Source organism: Rathayibacter sp. AY1A2, from assembly GCF_002930935.1.
GTDB lineage: Bacteria > Actinomycetota > Actinomycetes > Actinomycetales > Microbacteriaceae > Rathayibacter.
Map to the genome: position 1 here is coordinate 173,709 of NZ_PSTP01000004.1, position 20,704 is coordinate 194,412.

The following is a 20,704-nucleotide window of genomic DNA, read 5'->3' on the forward strand; positions in this document are numbered from 1 at the left end:
CCGTCGCGGCGCGGGTCACCGGCCCTGACGGGGGCGGCGGGTACGGTGGCCTCATGGCGACCAGTACCAAGACGACCTCGCGCGGGCGCGGCAGCGCGACTCCGCGCTCCGGCGCGCCGCGATCCGGCCGGGGCTCGGGCAAGGCGGCCGCCGAGACGAAGACGGTGGCCTTCGAGTCCGCCCCGCGCACCAACCCCGCGGTGCGGCTCTGGATGGCGCTGGCCCACCTCGCGGGCGGCGCCGCGCGCGCCCTCGGTCCCGAGCGGCTGGCGAAGGAGGAGCGCCGCGATGGCGTCCCCTTCCTGCTGCTGCTGCTGGCCGTCGCGGGCGCGGTCGTCGAGTGGTTCCTCGCGACCGACCCGGTCGCCCTGGTGCTCGACGCGTGGAGCTTCGGCGGCTTCTTCGGCCGGGTCGCCTACGTGCTGCCGGTCGTCCTTCTCCTCTTCTCCCTCTGGCTCTTCCGGCACCCCCGGTCCGTCGACGACAACGGGCGGATCGGCGTGGGCGTCATCACGCTGCTCGTCGCCTCCGCCGGCATCTGCCACGCGCACCTCGGCCTGCCGCAGCCCGGCCAGGGAATCGAGACCATGGCGGCAGCGGGAGGCGTCCTCGGCTGGCTGGTGGGCGCCCCGCTCGCGGCGATCGCCACCGTCCCCGGCGCGACCGTGCTGCTGTCGCTCGTGATCCTGCTGTCGCTGTTCATCATCACCAAGACCCCGCCGAACCGCATCGGCGCGCGCTCGCGGGAGCTCTACGGCTACCTCTTCGGCGCCCCCGTGCTCGACGACGAGGAGCGTGCCCGCCTCAAGGCCGAGCGGGCCGCCGCCAAGGCCGCGGCGAAGGCGGAGGCCGAGCAGGAGGAGGACGCGCAGCAGGACGGCGGAGAGCTGCCCTGGTGGCGGCGCACCGAGTCCGGGCGCGAGGACGAGCCGACCGTGCAGACCGAGCTCCCGATCGACTCCTTCACCGAGGTCATCGAGGGCGCCGCGCCCGCTCGCGGCCGCGCGAAGGGCTTCGACACCGCGCTCGAGGAGCGCGACGACGAGGCCCACCCGCCGACCCGCTCCTACGCCACCGAGGTGCTGGCCGAGGCCGAGACCGCCGAGGCGGCGCTCGCCCGCTTCGAGCAGACGGGCGCTCCCCGCGGCGCGACCGGCGTGGTCGACGACGACGCGACCGAGGTCATCCGGCTCGACCGCCTCGACGTGGCGCCCGCCGTCCCGATCCCGCCCGTCATCGAGACCGGCCCGATCGCGCCCCTCGCCGAGGAGGATCCGACCGCCGGCTTCGACTCCTCGTTCGAGGACGACGCGCCGTACCGCCTCCCCTCGGCGGCCGCCCTCTCGACGGGCACGCCCTCCAAGGCGCGCTCGGCGGCCAACGACGAGATGGTCCGCGCCATCACCGAGGTGCTGCAGCAGTTCAACGTGGATGCGACGGTCACCGGCTTCTCCCGCGGCCCGACCGTCACCCGCTACGAGATCGAGCTCGGCCCCGGCGTCAAGGTCGAGCGCGTCACCGCGCTCAGCAAGAACCTCTCCTACGCCGTCGCCAGCAACGAGGTCCGGATCCTCTCCCCGATCCCGGGCAAGAGCGCGATCGGCGTCGAGATCCCCAACACGGACCGCGAGATCGTCTCCCTGGGCGACGTCCTCCGCTCGCCGGCCTCGACGACGTCCACGCACCCGATGACCATCGGCGTCGGCAAGGACGTCGAGGGCGGCTACGTCGTGGCGAACCTCGCCAAGATGCCGCACCTCCTGGTCGCCGGCTCCACCGGCTCCGGCAAGTCCAGCTTCGTCAACTCGATGATCACGAGCCTGCTGATGCGCGCGCGCCCGCAGGACGTGCGGATGGTCCTGATCGACCCCAAGCGCGTGGAGCTCACCATCTACGGCGGAGTGCCGCACCTGATCACTCCGATCATCACGAACCCCAAGAAGGCCGCCGAGGCGCTGCAGTGGGTCGTGAAGGAGATGGACATGCGCTACGACGACCTGGCGTCGTTCGGGTTCCGTCACATCGACGACTTCAACGCGGCCGTCCGCGCGGACGAGATCAAGCTCCCGGCGGGCAGCAGCCGCGTCCTCAAGCCGTACCCGTACCTCCTCGTGGTGGTCGACGAGCTCGCCGACCTGATGATGGTCGCCCCGCGCGACGTCGAGGACTCGATCGTGCGCATCACCCAGCTCGCGCGCGCCTCGGGCATCCACCTCGTGCTGGCCACGCAGCGGCCGAGCGTCGACGTGGTGACCGGCCTCATCAAGGCGAACGTGCCCAGCCGCCTCGCCTTCGCGGTGACCAGCGTCACCGACTCGCGGGTCATCCTCGACCAGCCGGGAGCCGACAAGCTCATCGGGCAGGGCGACGGCCTCTTCCTCCCCATGGGCACCAACAAGCCGATGCGCGTCCAGGGCGCCTGGGTCCGCGAGGACGAGATCGCGAAGGTCGTCGAGCACGTCACCCGTCAGGCGCAGCCCGAGTACCGCCAGGACATCACCGTGCAGGCGCAGCGCAAGGAGATCGACTCCGACATCGGGGACGACCTCGAGCTGCTGGTCGCGGCGGCCGAGCTCGTCGTCAGCACGCAGTTCGGCTCGACTTCGATGCTGCAGCGCAAGCTCCGCGTCGGCTTCGCCAAGGCCGGCCGACTGATGGACCTGCTCGAGTCGCGCGAGGTCGTCGGCCCCTCCGAGGGGTCGAAGGCCCGCGACGTGCTGGTCACCGCCGAGCAGCTGCCGGGCGTCCTCGCGCGGATGCGCGGCGAGGACCCGGGTGAGGGGCCGGCCGCGCCGTCCTCGGTCGCCCCGGACCCGTACGCGGATCCGCTGGCCGAGCCGACGGGGCCCGCCGCCACCGACTACCACGACGACGACGAGGGGTCCGGCGAGGACGCCTGGACGCTGACGGGACGCGAGTGACCGTCCCGGTCGCCCGCACTGCGAGGAACGGCGGAGCACGATGACGAACCCCACCGCACCGGCTCCGGCCGCGTCGGGCAACTGGAACCTGCCGAACGCGATCACGGTCGTCCGGATCCTGCTGGCGCCCGTCTTCTTCTGGCTCCTGCTGGCCGACGGGGGGCAGGACGGCGGGATCCGGATCGCCGCGGCGCTCCTCTTCATCGTCGCGATCGCCACGGACGGCATCGACGGGCACATCGCCCGGAGCCGGGGCCTCGTGACCGATCTCGGCAAGCTCCTGGATCCGATCGCCGACAAGGTGCTCACCGGCGCGGCGCTCGTCGGGCTCTCGATCCTCGCGGAGCTGCCGTGGTGGGTGACGATCGTCATCCTGGTGCGCGAGATCGGCATCACCGTGTTCCGGATGGCCGTGCTCTCGGATCGGGTGATCCCCGCGTCGCGGGGCGGCAAGCTCAAGACGATCGTGCAGTCGATCGCGATCTCCCTCGCTCTGCTGCCGCTCTGGGCCGTCCTCGGCGAGTGGGTCCACTGGCTGAACGGCATCACGATGACGGCCGCGGTGGTGCTCACGGTCGCCACCGGGATCGACTACCTCGCCGACGCCGCCCGCCAGAGCCGGGCCGCCCGGTCGACGCGGTGACGGCCGCGCAGCTGATCGCCGAGCTCCGGCGGCGGGGTGTCGACCTCGCCGTCGCGGAGTCCCTCACCGGCGGCGCGCTCAGCTCCGCCCTCGTGGAGGTGCCCGGCGCCTCCGCCGTGTACCGCGGGGGAGTGGTGAGCTATGCCACCGACCTCAAGGACCGGCTCCTCGGGGTCGACGCGCGCGTCCTCGGCGAGCGGGGTCCCGTCGATCCCGGAGTCGCCGTGCAGATGGCGCGCGGAGCGTCCTCGCGGCTCGCAGCCGACGGGCGTCCGACGCTCGGCCTGGCGACGACGGGGGTCGCCGGTCCGGATCCGCAGGGGGACGCGGCCGTCGGCACCGTCATCGTGGCGGCCGTCCTCGGCGAGGACGAGCTCGTCCGTGAGCACCGGTTCGACGGCGACCGCGCCGCGATCCGCGCCGCCTCGGTCGACGCGGCCCTCGCCCTCGGCGCGGAGCTGATCGCCCGCGGCGCATGAGGCGGATACCCAGCCGGGGCCCTTCGGGAATCGGAATGCGCCGCATTGCGGCCCGGTTACAACTGGTGTCGCTCACACGCAAAGTCCAGTCATCCGGTATTAGAGTCGACACCATACGAACCGGGTAGTGAACAGCTATCCGGTTCTCTCGTCCCAGCCCCCCCGATCACCCCCTCCGGAATCTCCGGCGCTCGTGCTCGCGGTGCAGGTGCACGACATGCGGTTGACGTGGAGAAGGAGGGTCCAGTGGTTCTAGTTCGTCAGGAGATCGGCGATGTCCTCAGGGACTTTCGCCTGCAGAAAGGTCGTACGCTCCGTCAGGTGGCGAGCAAGGCGAGCGTTGCGCTCGGCTACCTGAGCGAGGTCGAACGCGGTCAGAAGGAGGCCTCCTCGGAGATCCTCGCCTCTGTCGCCGACGCCCTCGACACCCCCATCTCGGTGATCATGCGCGAGGTCGGCGATCGTCTCGCCGTCATCGAGGGCATCGACACCATCCCCGACACCATCCCGGCAGACATGGTCGCCGGCTTCGACGCGGACCTCGTCACGCAGTAGTCGGATTCCGTCCCCTCCACTCACCGCACCCGTTCCACGCGAAGGGCGCCCAGGCTCCGGCCGGGCGCCCTTCGGCGTTCCCGGGGGAGTGCGGCTTCCGGGCAGCGGCTACCGTGGACGCATGCGCTTGAGCGAGTTCCGGCAGCTGGTGGACGACGAGTTCGGCGGCGCCTACGCCCGTGTCCTGGTCTCGGACCTCGTGCTGACCGAGCTCGGGGGCCGCACCGCCGAGCGCGCCCTCGCGGATGGAGCGGAGCCGCGCGAGGTCTGGCTCGCCCTCTGCCGCGCCAACGACATCCCGGAGGCCCGGTGGCACGGCGTGGATCCGCGGAAGCGCCACCGCTGACGCTCCCGTCGCCGAAGCCGTGTTCGACACGCCGACGGCTCGTGCTCGAATCCGTGTTCGAACGGGTCTAGGCTCCTCCACAGAAGCAGGATCGGCTCCGTCTCCACGGAGTCGCTCTCGCTCGGCCCCGATGTCGGTGGTCGGGCGTACCGTCGGAGACACCTGAACGGACCTGCTTCACCGCCTTGTCGCAGCCGGCCGGCACTGTCACTCCGACAGCCGCCGGCATGTCGCGACAGCCTGTAGGCGACACCACCACGAACACGAGAGCGAGACGGCCATGCCCAGTTCCTCCGACCGCGAGAAGTCCCTCGAGACCGCACTCGCCCAGATCGACCGCCAGTTCGGCAAGGGCGCCGTCATGCGCCTCGGAAGCGACGACCGCGCTCCCGTCGAGGTGATCCAGACCGGTTCTATCGCGCTCGACGTCGCGCTCGGGATCGGCGGGCTCCCCCGCGGCCGCATCGTCGAGATCTACGGCCCAGAGTCCTCCGGAAAGACCACCCTCACGCTGCACGCGATCGCGAACGCGCAGCGCAACGGCGGCATCGCCGCCTTCATCGACGCGGAGCACGCGCTCGACCCCGAGTACGCCAAGAAGCTCGGCGTCGACATCGACTCCCTCCTCGTGTCGCAGCCCGACACCGGAGAGCAGGCGCTCGAGATCGCCGACATGCTCGTGCGCTCGGGCTCGATCGACCTCATCGTGATCGACTCCGTCGCGGCCCTCGTGCCGCGTGCCGAGATCGAGGGCGAGATGGGCGACTCCCACGTCGGCCTGCAGGCCCGCCTCATGTCCCAGGCGCTGCGCAAGCTGACCGGCGGACTGAACACCACGAACACCACGATGATCTTCATCAACCAGCTGCGCGAGAAGATCGGCGTCTTCTTCGGAAGCCCCGAGACCACGGCGGGCGGCAAGGCGCTCAAGTTCTACGCGTCGGTCCGCCTCGACATCCGCCGCATCGAGACGCTGAAGGACGGCACCGACGCGGTCGGCAACCGCACCCGCGTCAAGGTCGTGAAGAACAAGATGGCCCCGCCCTTCAAGCAGGCCGAGTTCGACATCCTCTACGGCGTCGGCATCTCCCGCGAGGGCAGCCTGATCGACTTCGGTGTCGAGCACGAGATCGTCCGCAAGTCGGGCGCCTGGTACACCTACGACGGCGACCAGCTCGGCCAGGGCAAGGAGAAGGCGCGCCAGTTCCTCATCGACAACCCCGATGTGGCCGCCGAGATCGAGAAGCGCATCCTGGTCAAGCTCGGCGTGATCGTCGACCCGAACGCGGCCGTCGAGGCCGCGCCGGTCGCGATCGAGACCAAGCAGCCCGTGCGCAAGGGCGCCTAGCCCGTGGCGGAGAAGGCCGCGGAGGGGGCGAAGGGCCGCCCCGTGGCCTTCCTGCCCTGGGTCGACCGGGGTGCGGCGGGCGACGACGGCTGGGCTCCGGCGGCGCCGGACGCCGACGGGGCCGGGTCGCTTCCGGAGCCGTCCGGAGCCGGGACGCCGCGTACCAGAGCTCCCGGGACGGTCGCAGGCGAGTTGGAAGGCTCCGCCGTCGGGGGCGCCGCGTCTCCGGCCTCCGAGCGGATCGCCGAGCTCTCGGCTCATGTCGCCCGGCGCGCGCCAGCGTTCGTCGAGAACGCGGACGACGAGGACGACGACGACGCGATCGAGGTCCCGGAGGAGATCGATCCCGAGCAGGTCGCGGATCGGATCGTACGGGGGCTCTCCCGCAAGAGCCTCTCGGTCGCCGAGGTCGAGGCGCGCCTCTACACGGAGGGCGTCGCCGAGAAGGACGCCCTCGAGATCCTCGAGCGCTTCACGCGCTTCGGCTACCTCGACGACCTCCGCATGGCGGAGCAGCTGGTCGTCTCGCTCCGTGACCGCAAGAAGCTCGGCCGCTCCTCCATCCAGCAGGAGCTGCGCGCGCGGAAGATCGACCCCGAGGCGATCGCGTCAGCGCTCGACGAGCTGGACGGCGACGATGAGTACCGCACGGCGCTCGAGCTCGCGCGCAAGCGCCTGCCGAGCCTGCGCTCTCTCTCCGACGAGGTCGCCGAGCGCCGGCTCACGGGATTCCTCGCGCGCCGCGGCTACGCCGGCGGACTCGTGCAGCGCGTCGTCCGCGAGACGATCCGCAAGCCGGGGTCGAGCGTCCGCTTCCGCTGACACGGCGGGCCGGGAGCGGTCCGACCGGAGCGTAGAATCCCACACCATGAGCACGCTCGGTACCGCCCCGTCGCCCGTCGCCGAGACCCGGCCGAGGACCTACGAGGTCCGTACGTTCGGGTGCCAGATGAACGTGCACGACTCCGAGCGGCTGAGCGGTTCGCTCGAGGCGGCGGGCTACGTGTCCGCCGATGGAGCCGAGGCCGACGTCGTCGTGATCAACACCTGCGCGGTGCGCGAGAACGCCGACAACAAGCTCTACGGCAACCTCGGCCACCTCGCGTCGGTGAAGCGCCGACACGAGGGGATGCAGATCGCGGTCGGCGGCTGTCTCGCGCAGAAGGACAAGAACGTCATCCTCGACCGTGCCCCGTGGGTCGACGTGGTCTTCGGCACGCACAACATGGGCGCCCTCCCGAGCCTGCTCGAGCGCGCCCGCCACAACGACGAGGCGCAGCTCGAGATCCTCGAATCGCTCGATGTCTTCCCCTCCACGCTCCCCACGAAGCGCGACTCGACCTACAGCGGCTGGGTCTCGATCTCGGTCGGCTGCAACAACACCTGCACCTTCTGCATCGTCCCCTCGCTCCGCGGCAAGGAGAAGGACCGGCGTCCCGGCGACGTGCTCGCCGAGATCCAGGCGCTCGTGGACGACGGCGCGATCGAGGTCACCCTTCTCGGCCAGAACGTGAACTCCTACGGCGTCGAGTTCGGCGATCGCCAGGCGTTCTCGAAGCTGCTCCGCGCGGCGGGCACCATCCACGGGCTCGAGCGGATCCGCTTCACGAGCCCCCATCCCGCGGCCTTCACGGACGACGTGATCGACGCCATGGCCGAGACGCCGGCGGTGATGCCGCAGCTGCACATGCCGCTCCAGTCCGGCTCCGACCGCGTCCTCAAGGCGATGCGCCGCTCCTACCGCTCCGAGAAGTTCCTCGGGATCCTCGACCGGGTGCGCGATCGCATCCCGCACGCGGCGATCAGCACCGACATCATCGTTGGCTTCCCCGGCGAGACGGAGGCCGACTTCCAGGAGACCCTGCGGGTGGTCGAGGCGGCCCGCTTCGCCTCCGCCTTCACCTTCCAGTACTCCATCCGGCCCGGCACCCCGGCCGCGACGCTGCCCGACCAGATCCCCAAGGCGGTCGTCCAGGAGCGCTACGAGCGGCTCGTCGCCCTGCAGGACGCGATCAGCGAGCAGGAGAACCGCACGGTCGTCGGCCGAGAGGTCGAGGTCCTCGTCGCGACCGGCGAGGGCCGCCGCGACACGGAGACGCACCGGCTGAGCGGACGCGCCGAGGACAGCCGTCTGGTGCACTTCGACGTGCCCGAGGGCTCCGAGCAGCCGCGTCCCGGAGACGTGGTCTCCGTCCGGGTCACCCGTGCCGCCCTTTTCTACCTCCTGGCGGATTCGCCCGACGGCGCGCCGCTCCGCATCCGCCGCACCCGCGCGGGCGACGCCTGGGACCGGGCGCAGACCGAGTCCTGCGGAGTTCCGGCCGCCCCGGGCGCGAGCGGGGCGCCCCGGGTCTCGCTGGGCCTGCCGTCGCTGCGCGTGCGCGACGCCGGCACGCTGACGACGCCGATCTACGACGCCCTCGATGGCGAGCGCTGAGACCGGAGCCCCCGATACCGCGCCGGAGCTCATCGCGGTCGTCGGCGCGACCGGCACGGGCAAGTCCGACCTCTCGCTCGAGCTCGCCGAGGCGATCCGGCAGGACGGCGGCGCCGCTGAGATCGTGAACGCCGACGCGATGCAGCTCTACCGCGGGATGGACATCGGCACCGCGAAGCTGCCCGCCGACGAGCGTCGGGGCGTCCCGCACCACCTGCTCGACGTCCTCGACGTGACGGAGGAGGCGTCGGTTGCCCGCTACCAGAGCGAGGCGCGGCGCGTGATCGAGAGCGTGCTGGCGCGCGGGGCGACGCCGATCCTCGTCGGGGGCTCCGGTCTGTACGTCTCCAGCGTCGTCTTCGAGTTCTCGTTCGCGGGCACCGACCCGGCCGTCCGGCGCCGGCTCGAGGAGACCGCCGAGCGGGAGGGCCTGGGCGCCCTCGTCGAGCGGTTGCGCCGGATCGACGCCGGAGTGGCCGAGCGGATCGGTCCGCACAACGCCCGGCGCATCGTCCGCGCGCTCGAGATCGCGGAGCTCACCGGCGGGAGCACGCACAGCGCGCTGATGTCCGACGAGCCGGTTCGGTGGCGCCCCGCCTCGATCCTGTTCCTCGAGGCTCCGCGGGAGGAGCTGGTGCAGCGCCTCGACCGGCGGGTGGAGCGGATGTGGGCGGCCGGGATGCTCGACGAGGTCGAGCGGCTCGTCCCCCTCGGCCTGGAGCGCGGCGTCACAGCCGGGCGGGCCATCGGGTACGCCCAGGCGCTCGCCCAGCGTGCCGGCGTCCTCCGCGAGGAGGAGGCGATCGCGGCGACGCAGGCGCTCACGCGCCGCTACGCACGTCGGCAGAACAGCTGGTTCCGGCGCTACGGCGGCGCCCACCGGCTCCCGTACGACGCGCCGGACCTGGTGTCGCGGGCGCACGCCGCCGCCCAGGCCGCCGCTCCCGCTCCTCGCTAGGCTGTGCGCCATGACGATCGAGCTGCACTTCACCAAGGGCCAGGGCACCGGCAACGACTTCGTGCTCTTCAGCGACCCGGACGGTGAGGTCGACCTCTCGCCCGCGCAGATCGCGATGATCTGCGACCGCCACTTCGGCGTCGGCGCCGACGGCGTCATCCGTGCCGTCCGCTCCCGCGCGATCCCGGAGGGCGCCGCGGCTCTGGCCGAGGAGAGCGAGGCGGAGTGGTTCATGGACTACCGCAACGCCGACGGCTCGATCGCCGAGATGTGCGGCAACGGCATCCGCGTCTACGCCGCGTTCCTGCTCGCGGGCGGCCTCGCGGCGCTCGAGCCCGGCGACACCCTGCCGATCGGCACCCGCGCCGGCGTCCGCGACGTCACCCGCAGCGGTGCCGGGTTCCAGGTCGACCTCGGCCGCTGGGAGCTGGCGGGCGGCGAGCCCCTGGTGCGGGCGAAGGAGCTCAAGGTCGCGCGCCCCGGTCTCGGGATCGACCTCGGCAATCCGCACGTGGTCGTCGCCCTCAGCAACGACGAGGAGCTCGACTCCGCCGACCTCTCCTACATCCCGCAGCTCGACCCGGAGCCCGAGGACGGCGCGAACGTCGAGTTCGTGGTTCCCGGCGAGCCCCTGGTCCACGACGGGATCGGGCGGATCCGGATGCGCGTGCACGAGCGCGGCAGCGGCGAGACCCTGAGCTGCGGCACGGGTGCCGCGGCGGCGGCACTGGCGGTGCGCTACTGGGCGGGAGCGCGCGCTCCGCAGGCCTGGCGCGTGGAGGTCCCGGGCGGCACGCTCGGCGTGACGATGTTCGCGGCGGAGGAGGGCGAGCACGTCGGGCTCTCCGGCCCGGCCGACCTCGTCTTCACCGGGACGATCCGGATCGACTGAGGACCCGGTCAGGCCCGGCGGGTCGTCCGGAGCACGCGGAAGCCCTTCGCCGAGGAGACGCGCTCCACGTCGAGCCACCCGGCGAACGCGGCGCCGAGCCAGGTCTGGAGCGAGTCGGAGCCGAGGTTGCGCTGCACGACGAGCCAGGCGTCCGCGCCCTCCTCGAGCCGCGGCAGCCAGCGCTCGAGCAGGAGGTGCAGCTCCTCCTTGCCGATGCGGATCGGCGGGTTCGACCACACGGTGCGGAAGCGGACGTCGTCGGGAACATCCTCGGGCAGCACGGCGTTGACATTGAGGACGCCGAGTTCCTCGCAGTTGCGACGGACCAGCTCGAGCGCCCGCTGGTTGACGTCGACCGCCCACACCCGGGCGTCGGGGGAGGCGAGGGCGAGCGCGAGGGCGACCGGGCCCCAGCCGCAGCCGAGGTCCAGCAGGTCCCCGTCAGCGGGGGCGTCGGGCACCGCGTCCAGCAGGACGCGCGTGCCGAGATCGACGTGACCGGGGCTGAACACCCCTCCTGCCGTCGTGACCTCGAGGTCGCGGCCGGCCAGGCGGGCCTGGATCCTGCGGGGCCGGAGGTCGCCGTCGGGAGTACTCGAGAAGTAGTGCTCGGCGGCCATGAGAAGTGAACCTATCAAGACCTGAGGAGTTAGTGTTATCCGGATGACGGAAGACCTGAACGAGACCGACACGACCGAGGCCGTGGACGTCGTCTCGAGGGTCCTGGCGAACGCGCAGTCGCGTTCGGCAGGGTACTCGCGCTTCGTCGCGGGTGGAGCCCAGGCGCTGCAGAGCGCCGGCCACGAGGGCGAGAACAGCGACGGCGAGCAGTTCGACCGCGACGACCGGCAGGCGCTGCGACGCGTCGCCGGCCTCTCGACCGAGCTCGAGGACGTCACGGAGGTCGAGTACCGCCAGCTGCGCCTGGAGAACGTCGTGCTCATCGGCGTGTACTCGCAGAATTCGCTGGAGGACGCGGAGAACTCGCTGCACGAGCTCGCCGCGCTCGCGGAGACGGCGGGAGCGACGGTCCTCGACGGCCTGCTCCAGCGCCGCCCGCACCCCGATCCGAGCACCTACCTCGGCAAGGGCAAGGCCCAGGAGCTCGCGGGGCTCGTCGCGGCCCTCGGCGCGGACACGGTCGTCGCCGACACCGAGCTCGCACCGAGCCAGCGGCGTGCGCTGGAGGACGTGGTGAAGGTCAAGGTGATCGACCGCACCGCGGTGATCCTCGACATCTTCAGCCAGCACGCGAAGAGCCGCGAGGGCAAGGCGCAGGTCGAGCTCGCGCAGCTCGAGTACCTGCTCCCGCGACTGCGCGGCTGGGGCGAGTCCATGTCCCGCCAGGCTGGCGGACAGGTGGGCGCGGGAGCCGGAATGGGCTCGCGCGGTCCGGGTGAGACGAAGATCGAGCTCGATCGTCGCCGCATCCACACCCGCATGGCGCGCCTGCGCAAGCAGATCACGGCGATGAAGCCCGCCCGCGAGGCCAAGCGCGCGAACCGCAAGCGCAACGCCGTCCCCTCGGTGGCGATCGCGGGGTACACGAACGCCGGCAAGTCGAGCCTGCTGAACCGGATGACGCACGCGGGCGTCCTCGTCGAGAACTCGCTCTTCGCGACCCTCGACGCCACCGTCCGCAAGGCCCAGACGAAGGACGGGCGCCTCTACACGCTCGCCGACACGGTCGGCTTCGTCCGAGCGCTTCCGCACCAGCTCGTCGAGGCCTTCCGGTCGACGCTCGAGGAGGTCGCGGACTCCGATGTGATCGTCCACGTCGTGGACGCCTCCCACCCCGATCCGGCCGGGCAGATCGCCACCGTGCGCGACGTGATCGGCGAGGTGGGCGCCCGCAGCATCCCCGAGATCATCGCCTTCAACAAGGCCGATCTGGTGGACGAGGGCACGCGGCTGGTGCTGCGCGGTCTCGCTCCCGACGCGGTCTTCGTGTCGGCGCGCAGCGGCGAGGGCATCGACGAGCTGGAGGCGCGGATCGCCGAGATCCTGCCCGAGCCGGACGTCGAGATCGACCTGCTCGTGCCCTACGACCGGGGCGACGTGATCTCGCATCTGCACCGCAGCGGCCGGATCCTGTCGACGCAGTACGTCGAGGGCGGCACCCACGTGGTCGCCCTCGTGCACGCCGACCTGGCGGGCTCGCTCACCGAGTTCGCGGTTCCGCGCGCGGCCGTCCAGGCCTGATCGCCACCACCCGAGCGCCCGTCTCCCCGTCCGGGAGGCGGGCGCTCGGCGCATCCGGGAGGGGGTGCGGCGTCCCGCACCATCGACCCGCTCCGGCGGCCGGAGGGTTCGGCGATCTCGTGTCGGCGGCCCTCCTCCGCCTTCCCGTGACCGCGACGGAGGGGCGCGCGCCCCGATCGCCGGTGCCCGTCGAACGCAGGAGGGGCCCGGCCGGCTGCACGCCGGTCGGGCCCCTCCTGCGTTCCCGGTGTCAGACCGAGCGGAGGACCGCCACGATCTTCCCGAGCACCTCGGCCTCGTCGCCGAGGATCGGCTCGAAGTTGGAGTTGCGGGGCAGCAGCCAGGTGTGGCCGTCGCGCTGGCGCAGCACCTTGACGGTGGCCTCGCCGTCGAGCATGGCCGCTACGATCTCGCCGTTCTCGGCGGTGCGCTGCGAGCGGACCACGACCCAGTCGCCGTCGCAGATCGCGGCGTCGATCATCGACTCGCCGACGACCTTGAGCATGAAGAGCTCGCCCTTGCCGACGAGCTGCCGGGGAAGCGGGAACACCTCGTCGATCTGCTGGTCCGCCATGATCGGCACGCCCGCCGCGATCCGGCCGACGAGGGGGACCATCGCCGCGTCGCCGACCGTCGCGGTCGACTCGAACGACCCGTCGTCCTCCGTCGAGCTGGGGACGTCGATGAGGATCTCGAGGGCGCGGGGCCGGTTCGGGTCGCGGCGCAGGTAGCCGCTGAGCTCGAGCTGGTTGAGCTGGTGGGTGACGCTCGACAGCGAGGCGAGGCCGACCGCGTCGCCGATCTCGCGCATGCTCGGCGGGTAGCCGCGGCTCGACACCGAGCGCTGGATCGCGTCGAGGATCGCGAGCTGCTTGGCGCTCAGGCTCTTCCGGCGGCGGCCTGCGGCCGCCTTCGTCTTGGCGGCCGGGGTCCCGGCCCTCTGCGCGTCGCTCACGATGCTCCCTCTTCCCGGTGCGCACGCCGCGTGCGCGCCCGCCCGGTCGCGACCCGACAAGGAATGTCGGTGGTCGCTGCTCTACTACGACCAGGCTCTCGAAACTGTATCCGCCGGAACTCACGACTCGGAACATTCGTTCGAGTGTGTCGCGCGCGAGTCCGCCCGCGGATCAGCCGGAACGGTCCCTTGACCGCTCCGTCGTTCGAAGATATGTTCGGTACAGGCGTTCGGGGCGGCCCTCCCGGCCGAGGGCCTCCCCGAATCCCTGTTGAAAGGAGCGATCCCATGACCGCACAGCTCACCTCCCGCCCGCTCCAGCGCTCGTCCGCGGCTCGGCACGTCGAGGTACTGCCGTCCGCTCCCGAGCCGATGAGCGCGTTCGGCGAAGCGCGGATCGTTCGCACCCGTCTGCGCCTCACGCGCCGCGGCCGCGCCGTGGTGGCCGCTCTGGGGGCCCTGCCGATCGTGGCGGGCGCCTTCGCCTTCGGGCTCAACGGCGGTGGAGCGGTCGCGTCGAGCGACGCCGCTGCGGTCGAGTTCCAGTACGTCACCGTTCACGCGGGCGAGTCGCTCTGGTCGCTCGCCGAGGAGCTCGCCCCGCAGGCGGACCCGCGCGACGTGGTCGACGACATCCTCTCCCTCAACCAGCTCTCGAGCGCGGGCGTCGAGCCCGGGCAGCGCCTCGCGGTCCCGGCCGAGTACGACACCGCTCGCTGAGCCGGGCTGCCCGGACGTCCGCGCCGGGTGCTTCGCTACCATTCCCTGGTGACGACTTTCGATGACCTACCCCTCCGCGACGACCTCCGAGGCAGGCACCCGTACGGTGCACCCCAGGCGGTCGTGCCCGTCGCCCTCAACGTCAACGAGAACACCCACCCGGTCCCGGACGACGTGATCGCCGACATCGTCGGGCGGGTCACGGAGGCGCTGCGCACCGTCAACCGGTACCCCGACCGCGAGTTCCGAGAGCTGCGCGACTCCCTCGCCGGCTACCTCGGTCACGGGCTCACCGCGGACGGCGTGTGGGCTGCGAACGGATCGAACGAGGTGCTCCAGCACGTCCTTCAGGCGTTCGGCGGTCCCGGGCGCTCGCTGCTGGGGTTCGCGCCCACCTATTCGATGTACTCGATCCTCGCGTCGGGGAGCGGAACGGAGTGGATCCCCGCTCCGCGCGAGGCGGAATTCGAGATCGGAGCCGAGTACGCCGCGGAGCAGGTGCGCCGGGCCCGGCCCGACATCGTCTTCCTCTGCGCTCCGAACAACCCGACCGGGACGCCGCTCGACCTCGCCGTGATCGAGGCTGTCTACGACGCGACCGACGGCATCGTCGTCGTCGACGAGGCGTACGCCGAGTTCGCCGGCAGGGGCGCGCCCACCGCGCTGAGCCTCCTCCCCGGGCGACCGCGCCTGCTCGTGTCCCGCACCATGAGCAAGGCCTTCGCCTTCGCCGGTGTCCGCCTGGGCTACCTCGCCGCCGACCCCGCGGTGATCGACGCGCTCCGCCTAGTCCGCCTCCCGTACCACCTGTCGGCCCTCACCCAGGCCGCCGCGACCGCCGCCCTCGCTCACGCCGACGAGATGCTCGCCATGGTCGGCGAGATCATCGTGCAGCGCGACCGGATGATCGACGGACTGCGCGCCCTCGGCTACCGCCCGTACACGACCGGCAGCAACTTCGTCCTCTTCGGCGGCGTCGCGGATCCGGCCGCGATGTTCGAGGGCCTGCTCGCCCACGGCGTCCTCATCCGCGACGTCGGCATCCCGAACCACCTCCGTGTCAGCGCCGGCACCGAGGAGGAGACGACCGCGTTCCTCGAGGCGCTCGCCTACATCCCCGCACCGTCGGCCGACGCCACGGTGGCGCTCTCGCGCGAGTGAGCTCCGCCCGGGGGCGGCGACGCGGCGCGAATAGACTGGGAGGCATGACCTCCCCGAGCGCCGCACCCGGGCGCACCGCCTCCCTCAGCCGTGCCACCAGCGAGTCGAGCATCGAGCTCTCCCTCGACCTCGACGGCACGGGCGTCGCCGATCTCGAGACCGGCGTGCCCTTCTTCGACCACCTGCTGACGGCGTTCGCGAAGCACTCGCTCACGGACCTGCACGTCCGGGCCCGCGGCGACATCGAGATCGACATCCACCACACCGCGGAGGACATCGGCATCGTGCTCGGCACGGCCATCCGTCAGGCGCTCGGCGACAAGGCCGGGATCTCCCGCTTCGGCGACGCGCTCGTCCCCCTCGACGAGGCGCTCGTGCAGGCCGTCGTCGACATCTCGGGGCGCCCCTACCTCGTGCACACCGGCGAGCCGGAGGGCTTCGCGCTGCACCTGATCGGCGGCCACTTCACCGGGTCGATGGTGCGCCACGTCTTCGAGGCGATCGCGTTCAACGCCGGCCTCACCGTGCACGTCACGGTGCTCGGCGGCAGGGACCCGCACCACATCGCCGAAGCGGAGTTCAAGGCGTTCGCCCGCGCCTTCCGTCAGGCCAAGGCCCTCGACCCGCTCGTCTCCGGCGTGCCGTCGACGAAGGGCGCGCTGTGAGCTCGGCCCGCCCCTCCGTCGTGGTCTACGACTACGGCTCGGGGAACGTGCACTCCGCCGTCAAGGCGCTCGAGCTCGCCGGGGCCGACGTCGAGCTGACGGGGGACCGGCAGCGGGCGCTGGAGGCGGACGGCCTCCTCGTGCCCGGCGTCGGCGCCTTCGACGCCGTGATGTCGGCGCTGACCCGCGCCCGCGGCGGCGAGATCATCGAGAAGCGCCTCGCCGGCGGGCGCCCCGTCCTGGGCATCTGCGTCGGGATGCAGGTGCTCTTCGAGCGCGGCGTCGAGCGCGGGGTCGAGAGCGAGGGCCTGGGCGAGTGGCCGGGGACGGTGGACCTCCTCCCGGCCGAGGTCGTCCCGCACATGGGCTGGAACACCGTCTCCGCTCCCGAGGGCTCGGTGCTCTTCGACGGCATCGCCGAGGAGCGCTTCTACTTCGTGCACTCCTACGGCGCCCGCGAGTGGTCGCTCGATGTCATGCCCCCGTTCCCGCGTCCCGCGGTCACCTGGGCCGATCACGGAGGCCCCTTCATCGCCGCGGTCGAGAACGGGCCGCTCTCGGCCACGCAGTTCCACCCCGAGAAGTCGGGGGCCGCCGGGCTCCGGCTGCTGGCCAATTGGCTGGGCACCCTCCGCACGAACTAGGATCGGCCGGTGGTCGGCGCCTCCAGGGGCCGGCACCGGCTCCGAGACTGAGGATGACGATGAGCGAGTTCACCAAGGCCCCGGGCCTGGTCCTCCTGCCTGCGATCGACGTGGCGGGCGGCAGGGCCGTGCGGCTCACGCAGGGCGAGGCCGGGACCGAGACCAACTACGGCGACCCGATCGACGCCGCGGGCGACTGGGCCGACCAGGGCGCGGAGTGGATCCACCTCGTCGACCTCGACGCCGCCTTCGGCCGCGGCGACAACCACGGCATCATGAAGAAGGTCATTCGGCAGGTGAAGGGCGTCAACGTCGAGCTCTCCGGCGGGATCCGCGACGACCGCAGCCTCGAGTCCGCGCTGAGCGCCGGCGCGAAGCGCATCAACCTCGGCACCGCGGCGCTCGAGAACCCCGAGTGGGCCGCGAGCGTCATCGCGCAGTACGGCGACCAGATCGCCGTCGGGCTCGACGTCCGGGGCACCACGCTCGCCGCGCGCGGCTGGACCAAGGAGGGCGGCGACCTCTGGCAGGTCCTCGACCGCCTGGAGGAGGCCGGCTGCACCCGCTACGTCGTCACCGACGTCACGAAGGACGGCACGCTCAAGGGCCCGAACCTCGAGCTCCTCGAGCAGGTCATGGCCCGCACCCACCGCCCCGTGATCGCCTCGGGCGGCATCTCGAACCTCGACGACATCGCCGCTCTGCGCGACCTCGTGCCCCAGGGGCTCGAGGGCGCGATCGTCGGCAAGGCGCTGTACGCGGGCGCGTTCACGCTCGCGGAGGCCCTGGATGTCGCATCCGAGTGAGCCCCGCCCGCTCCCGGCGCATCTGACCGACTCGGCCGGCACCCCCTGGGCGGGCCGGCACTTCGAGCCGAGCGCAGCACCGGAGGACGACGGAAGCGCCCCGGAGCCGCTGGTCGCAGCGCTCGAGTCCTTCGCCCGCGGCACTCGCGGCCCGGAGGCCGTGGTCGACGCGATACGCACGTCCCGCCTGCTCATCCCGCTGGTCGCCCGCCTCGGCGAGGAGGCCGAGGGAGTCGGGGGACTCCGGGCGGACAAGACGCAGGAGCTCGCGATCGTCACGGTCGCCGGACCCGACGGCCGCACGGTGCTCCCCGTCTTCAGCGGCGTCGAGAGCATGCGCCGGTGGGACCCGGCCGCCCGTCCCGTCCCTGTCGACGGGCGCCGCGCGGCCCTGGCGGCCGTCGCGGAGGGCACCGAGGTGATGGTCCTCGATCCCGCGTCCGAGCGGGAGTTCGCGGTCCGGCGCCCGGCCCTCTGGGCGATCGCGGAGGGCGGCGCCTGGCGGCCGGCCCCCGCCGATGCGGAGGTGCTCCTGGCTCTGCGCGCGGCTGCGGAGGGGGAACGGGCGGTCGCCTCGCTCGAGGTGCGCGCGGGAGACCCGGAGCAGCGCCTCGCGGGCCCCGAGCTCGTGGTGGTCCTGAGCCTGCGCCCGGGGCTCGATCAGGACGCGCTCGGCGCCCTCGTCGCGCGCCTGGGGGAGCGGTGGGCGGCCGACGAGACCGTCGCGCAGCGCGTCGACTCGATGACGCTGCAGCTCGCCGCCGCCCGCTGACTCCCGATCAGGTGACCGGGCCGGTCCACTTCTCGCCCGGGCCCTTGCCGATCGGGTCAGCGATCGGGGACGCCTCACGGAACGCGAGCTGGAGGGTGCGGAGGCCGTCGCGCAGGCTCCGGGCGTGCATGTCGCTGATGTCGGGCGCCCCGGCCGTGACCAGGCCCGCGAGCGCGTTGATGAGCTTGCGCGCCTCGTCGAGGTCGACCTGCGCTCCAGGCTCGTCGGCGAGTCCGCACTTGACGGCGGCCGCGCTCATCAGGTGCACGGCGGCGGTGGTGATGATCTCCACCGCCGGGACCTCCGCGATGTCGCGCGCGGCCTCCACGTCGGAGGCTCCGCCGTCCTCGCCGAATCGTCGCGTGTAGTCGTCGTCGTACTGGGCCATGGGTCCTTCGTTCGTCGTCCGTGGTGGAGGGGCGCGGCCGCCGGAGCAGAGGATCGAGGGGCGGCCGGATCCGGTCTGTCGGGCGGGCCGCCGGTCTGCTATGGTTGTCCGGGCTCCGAGGCATGTCCTCGGTTCGAAAGTGGAGATTCTCCCACCCGCGCTTGACCGCTTCACAAGGTTACCGGGTCAGAAGCACTCCGCCCCCGAGGGTCGTCAGACCACCGGAGGCAGGGCTGCGGCTCTCGAGGTCCGCCTCGGGAACCGCGTCACAGGGTGCGAGCGCCGTGCTGCAGGCACGACGTGGACGGGACGATCACCTCTCTCGGGTGCGCTGGAGAAGACTCCGGCAGCGCAGCTGCACTCACCGAGATCAGAGGAGAAACGCAATCAGCGATCCCCGTACCAACGACCGTATCCGCGTCCCCGAGGTCCGCCTCGTGGGTCCCGCAGGAGAACAGGTCGGCGTCGTCAAGATCGAGGTCGCCCTGCGACTCGCGCAGGACGCAGACCTGGACCTGGTCGAGGTCGCCCCCAACTCCAAGCCGCCCGTGGCCAAGATCATGGACTACGGGAAGTTCAAGTACGAGCAGGCTCAGAAGCTCAAGGAAGCCCGTCGCAACCAGGCGAACACGATCCTCAAGGAGGTCCGTTTCCGCCTGAAGATCGACAAGCACGACTACGAGACCAAGCGCAAGCGCGCCGAGGGCTTCCTGAAGGCCGGCGACAAGGTCAAGGCGATGATCCTCTTCCGCGGTCGCGAGCAGTCGCGCCCCGAGATGGGCGTCCGCCTGCTCCAGCGCTTCGCGGAGGACGTCGCCGAGTTCGGCCAGGTCGAGTCCACCCCGACCATCGACGGTCGCAACATGGTGATGGTCATCGGCCCGCTGAAGAACAAGTCCGAGGCGAAGGCCGAGGCCAATGCGGTCCGCGCCGCTCGTCGCGAGGCCAACACCCCCGAGGACACGGCCGAGGCCGAGTCCGTCTAGTACTTCGCCGCCCCGGCCTCGGGGCCGGTGGACGCCCCGCTCGCGGGGCACCGGTTTCGCCCCGCCGAGCGCGGAGTGACGTTCACAAGGAGAGAACATGCCCAAGATGAAGACCCACTCGGGTGCCAAGAAGCGCTTCAAGGTGACCGGCTCCGGCAAGGTCATGAAGCAGCAGGCCGGCATGCGTCACAACCTGGAGTCCAAGTCCAGCGTTCGCACGCGCCGCCTCAACCAGGACCAGGTCCTCGCCCCGCAGGACGCCAAGGTCGCCAAGAAGCTTCTCGGTCTGTAGCCCACCGCCGGCGCAGCCCGCTGCGCCGCGTGGTCGCTACTCAGCCGACACGGATCGATAGGAAGAAACAGCAATGGCAAGAGTGAAGAGGGCCGTCAACGCCCACAAGAAGCGTCGCGTCATCCTCGAGCGCGCCTCGGGCTACCGCGGCCAGCGGTCGCGCCTCTACCGCAAGGCGAAGGAGCAGGTCACCCACTCCCTCGTCTACTCGTACCGCGACCGCCGCGCCAAGAAGGGCGAGTTCCGTCGTCTCTGGATCCAGCGCATCAACGCCGCGTCCCGCGCGAACGGTCTGACCTACAACCGCTTCATCCAGGGCCTCGCCCTGGCCGGCGTCCAGGTCGACCGCCGCATCCTCGCGGACCTCGCGATCACCGAGCCGGCCACGTTCGCCTCGCTCGTCGCGACCGCGAAGAGCGCGCTGCCCGCCGACACCTCGGCGCCCAAGGCCGCAGCGTAGTCAGCACGGCTTCCCGGAGGGGGTCGCGACCGAGAGGTCGCGGCCCCCTCCGTCGTCCGCAGGCCCTTCCGCGC

Annotated in this window: 23 protein-coding genes; 20 read left to right on the plus strand and 3 right to left on the minus strand. The window is 71.8% G+C overall.

Features of this window, described 5'->3' with window-relative positions; all coding sequences use genetic code 11:
- Positions 1–53: 53 nt before the first annotated feature.
- From C5B93_RS06315 to dapF, 10 genes are all read left to right on the plus strand, one after another.
- The gene (locus C5B93_RS06315) at positions 54–2,921 is read left to right on the plus strand and encodes a DNA translocase FtsK (protein ID WP_104292048.1); all 2,868 of its coding nucleotides are present in this window, start codon (positions 54–56) and stop codon (positions 2,919–2,921) included.
- Positions 2,922–2,961: 40 nt separating this feature from the next.
- The gene (gene pgsA / locus C5B93_RS06320; RefSeq protein WP_104224472.1) at positions 2,962–3,564 is read left to right on the plus strand and encodes a CDP-diacylglycerol--glycerol-3-phosphate 3-phosphatidyltransferase; all 603 of its coding nucleotides are present in this window, start codon (positions 2,962–2,964) and stop codon (positions 3,562–3,564) included.
- On the plus strand, positions 3,561–4,043 hold the full coding sequence (locus C5B93_RS06325; protein WP_104267090.1) for a CinA family protein: 483 nt from the start codon (positions 3,561–3,563) through the stop codon (positions 4,041–4,043). Before pgsA ends, C5B93_RS06325 begins: the two co-directional genes overlap by 4 nt.
- Positions 4,044–4,289: 246 nt before the next feature.
- Positions 4,290–4,598, plus strand: a complete 309-nt coding sequence (locus C5B93_RS06330) for a helix-turn-helix domain-containing protein (protein ID WP_068207524.1) — start codon at positions 4,290–4,292, stop codon at positions 4,596–4,598.
- Between the two features lie 121 nt (positions 4,599–4,719).
- Positions 4,720–4,944: a DUF3046 domain-containing protein gene (locus C5B93_RS06335; RefSeq protein WP_104267091.1), complete on the plus strand. Its 225-nt coding sequence runs from the start codon at positions 4,720–4,722 to the stop codon at positions 4,942–4,944.
- Between the two features lie 280 nt (positions 4,945–5,224).
- A complete protein-coding gene (gene recA, locus C5B93_RS06340; protein ID WP_104224475.1) occupies positions 5,225–6,292 on the plus strand; it encodes a recombinase RecA in 1,068 nt (355 codons plus the stop codon).
- A 42-nt stretch (positions 6,293–6,334) separates the two neighbouring features.
- Complete coding sequence (locus tag C5B93_RS06345; protein WP_181068345.1) at positions 6,335–7,114, plus strand: regulatory protein RecX; 780 nt, start codon at positions 6,335–6,337, stop codon at positions 7,112–7,114.
- A 46-nt stretch (positions 7,115–7,160) separates the two neighbouring features.
- Positions 7,161–8,729 (plus strand): tRNA (N6-isopentenyl adenosine(37)-C2)-methylthiotransferase MiaB, encoded by a 1,569-nt coding sequence (miaB, locus tag C5B93_RS06350; protein WP_104292049.1) that lies wholly within the window; start codon positions 7,161–7,163, stop codon positions 8,727–8,729.
- A complete protein-coding gene (gene miaA / locus C5B93_RS06355; protein ID WP_104292050.1) occupies positions 8,716–9,687 on the plus strand; it encodes a tRNA (adenosine(37)-N6)-dimethylallyltransferase MiaA in 972 nt (323 codons plus the stop codon). Before miaB ends, miaA begins: the two co-directional genes overlap by 14 nt.
- Before the next feature lie 10 nt (positions 9,688–9,697).
- The gene (gene dapF, locus C5B93_RS06360) at positions 9,698–10,579 is read left to right on the plus strand and encodes a diaminopimelate epimerase (protein WP_104226308.1); all 882 of its coding nucleotides are present in this window, start codon (positions 9,698–9,700) and stop codon (positions 10,577–10,579) included.
- A gap of 8 nt (positions 10,580–10,587) precedes the next feature.
- Here dapF and C5B93_RS06365 read toward each other — a convergent pair whose 3' ends face one another.
- A complete protein-coding gene (locus C5B93_RS06365; protein ID WP_104233274.1) occupies positions 10,588–11,199 on the minus strand; it encodes a class I SAM-dependent methyltransferase in 612 nt (203 codons plus the stop codon).
- Between the two features lie 43 nt (positions 11,200–11,242).
- Between C5B93_RS06365 and hflX the strand changes: the two genes are divergently transcribed.
- Positions 11,243–12,781 (plus strand): GTPase HflX, encoded by a 1,539-nt coding sequence (gene hflX, locus C5B93_RS06370; RefSeq protein ID WP_104224481.1) that lies wholly within the window; start codon positions 11,243–11,245, stop codon positions 12,779–12,781.
- A gap of 250 nt (positions 12,782–13,031) precedes the next feature.
- Here hflX and lexA read toward each other — a convergent pair whose 3' ends face one another.
- Positions 13,032–13,736: a transcriptional repressor LexA gene (gene lexA / locus C5B93_RS06375; protein WP_104224482.1), complete on the minus strand. Its 705-nt coding sequence runs from the start codon at positions 13,734–13,736 to the stop codon at positions 13,032–13,034.
- A gap of 288 nt (positions 13,737–14,024) precedes the next feature.
- Here lexA and C5B93_RS06380 point away from each other — a divergent pair, with 288 nt between their 5' ends.
- Genes C5B93_RS06380 through C5B93_RS06405 form a run of 6 tightly spaced genes read left to right on the plus strand, consistent with a single transcriptional unit; the run spans position 14,025 to position 18,504 of the window.
- Complete coding sequence (locus tag C5B93_RS06380) at positions 14,025–14,456, plus strand: LysM peptidoglycan-binding domain-containing protein (RefSeq protein ID WP_308471249.1); 432 nt, start codon at positions 14,025–14,027, stop codon at positions 14,454–14,456.
- A gap of 48 nt (positions 14,457–14,504) precedes the next feature.
- A complete protein-coding gene (locus C5B93_RS06385; protein WP_181068346.1) occupies positions 14,505–15,617 on the plus strand; it encodes a histidinol-phosphate transaminase in 1,113 nt (370 codons plus the stop codon).
- A 44-nt stretch (positions 15,618–15,661) separates the two neighbouring features.
- Positions 15,662–16,282 (plus strand): imidazoleglycerol-phosphate dehydratase HisB, encoded by a 621-nt coding sequence (gene hisB, locus C5B93_RS06390; protein ID WP_104233277.1) that lies wholly within the window; start codon positions 15,662–15,664, stop codon positions 16,280–16,282.
- Positions 16,279–16,926: an imidazole glycerol phosphate synthase subunit HisH gene (gene hisH, locus C5B93_RS06395; RefSeq protein WP_104224485.1), complete on the plus strand. Its 648-nt coding sequence runs from the start codon at positions 16,279–16,281 to the stop codon at positions 16,924–16,926. The genes hisB and hisH overlap by 4 nt, the downstream gene beginning before the upstream one ends.
- Positions 16,927–16,985: 59 nt before the next feature.
- Positions 16,986–17,732, plus strand: a complete 747-nt coding sequence (gene priA / locus C5B93_RS06400; RefSeq protein ID WP_104224506.1) for a bifunctional 1-(5-phosphoribosyl)-5-((5-phosphoribosylamino)methylideneamino)imidazole-4-carboxamide isomerase/phosphoribosylanthranilate isomerase PriA — start codon at positions 16,986–16,988, stop codon at positions 17,730–17,732.
- On the plus strand, positions 17,716–18,504 hold the full coding sequence (locus tag C5B93_RS06405) for an SseB family protein (protein WP_104292051.1): 789 nt from the start codon (positions 17,716–17,718) through the stop codon (positions 18,502–18,504). Before priA ends, C5B93_RS06405 begins: the two co-directional genes overlap by 17 nt.
- 7 nt (positions 18,505–18,511) lie before the next feature.
- Here C5B93_RS06405 and C5B93_RS06410 read toward each other — a convergent pair whose 3' ends face one another.
- A complete protein-coding gene (locus tag C5B93_RS06410; RefSeq protein ID WP_104313470.1) occupies positions 18,512–18,892 on the minus strand; it encodes a DUF1844 domain-containing protein in 381 nt (126 codons plus the stop codon).
- A 437-nt stretch (positions 18,893–19,329) separates the two neighbouring features.
- Here C5B93_RS06410 and infC point away from each other — a divergent pair, with 437 nt between their 5' ends.
- The 3 genes from infC to rplT all read left to right on the plus strand — a co-directional run bounded on the left by infC (position 19,330) and on the right by rplT (position 20,630).
- On the plus strand, positions 19,330–19,878 hold the full coding sequence (gene infC, locus C5B93_RS06415) for a translation initiation factor IF-3 (protein ID WP_374952931.1): 549 nt from the start codon (positions 19,330–19,332) through the stop codon (positions 19,876–19,878).
- 97 nt (positions 19,879–19,975) lie between these two features.
- Positions 19,976–20,170: a 50S ribosomal protein L35 gene (gene rpmI / locus C5B93_RS06420; protein ID WP_055793295.1), complete on the plus strand. Its 195-nt coding sequence runs from the start codon at positions 19,976–19,978 to the stop codon at positions 20,168–20,170.
- A gap of 73 nt (positions 20,171–20,243) precedes the next feature.
- The gene (gene rplT, locus C5B93_RS06425) at positions 20,244–20,630 is read left to right on the plus strand and encodes a 50S ribosomal protein L20 (RefSeq protein ID WP_104224487.1); all 387 of its coding nucleotides are present in this window, start codon (positions 20,244–20,246) and stop codon (positions 20,628–20,630) included.
- The last annotated feature ends 74 nt before the right edge of the window (positions 20,631–20,704 follow it).

What these genes read in the sequence shown, in the direction of transcription:
- C5B93_RS06315 (WP_104292048.1), top strand. Translation starts at nt 54, where the DNA reads ATGGCGACCAGTACCAAGACGACCTCGCGCGGGCGCGGCAGCGCGACT.
- pgsA (WP_104224472.1), top strand. Translation starts at nt 2,962, where the DNA reads ATGACGAACCCCACCGCACCGGCTCCGGCCGCGTCGGGCAACTGGAAC.
- C5B93_RS06335 (WP_104267091.1), top strand. Translation starts at nt 4,720, where the DNA reads ATGCGCTTGAGCGAGTTCCGGCAGCTGGTGGACGACGAGTTCGGCGGC.
- recA (WP_104224475.1), top strand. Translation starts at nt 5,225, where the DNA reads ATGCCCAGTTCCTCCGACCGCGAGAAGTCCCTCGAGACCGCACTCGCC.
- miaB (WP_104292049.1), top strand. Translation starts at nt 7,161, where the DNA reads ATGAGCACGCTCGGTACCGCCCCGTCGCCCGTCGCCGAGACCCGGCCG.
- miaA (WP_104292050.1), top strand. Translation starts at nt 8,716, where the DNA reads ATGGCGAGCGCTGAGACCGGAGCCCCCGATACCGCGCCGGAGCTCATC.
- dapF (WP_104226308.1), top strand. Translation starts at nt 9,698, where the DNA reads ATGACGATCGAGCTGCACTTCACCAAGGGCCAGGGCACCGGCAACGAC.
- C5B93_RS06365 (WP_104233274.1), bottom strand. Translation starts at nt 11,199, where the DNA reads ATGGCCGCCGAGCACTACTTCTCGAGTACTCCCGACGGCGACCTCCGG.
- hflX (WP_104224481.1), top strand. Translation starts at nt 11,243, where the DNA reads ATGACGGAAGACCTGAACGAGACCGACACGACCGAGGCCGTGGACGTC.
- C5B93_RS06380 (WP_308471249.1), top strand. Translation starts at nt 14,025, where the DNA reads ATGACCGCACAGCTCACCTCCCGCCCGCTCCAGCGCTCGTCCGCGGCT.
- hisB (WP_104233277.1), top strand. Translation starts at nt 15,662, where the DNA reads ATGACCTCCCCGAGCGCCGCACCCGGGCGCACCGCCTCCCTCAGCCGT.
- priA (WP_104224506.1), top strand. Translation starts at nt 16,986, where the DNA reads ATGAGCGAGTTCACCAAGGCCCCGGGCCTGGTCCTCCTGCCTGCGATC.
- C5B93_RS06405 (WP_104292051.1), top strand. Translation starts at nt 17,716, where the DNA reads ATGTCGCATCCGAGTGAGCCCCGCCCGCTCCCGGCGCATCTGACCGAC.
- C5B93_RS06410 (WP_104313470.1), bottom strand. Translation starts at nt 18,892, where the DNA reads ATGGCCCAGTACGACGACGACTACACGCGACGATTCGGCGAGGACGGC.
- rpmI (WP_055793295.1), top strand. Translation starts at nt 19,976, where the DNA reads ATGCCCAAGATGAAGACCCACTCGGGTGCCAAGAAGCGCTTCAAGGTG.
- rplT (WP_104224487.1), top strand. Translation starts at nt 20,244, where the DNA reads ATGGCAAGAGTGAAGAGGGCCGTCAACGCCCACAAGAAGCGTCGCGTC.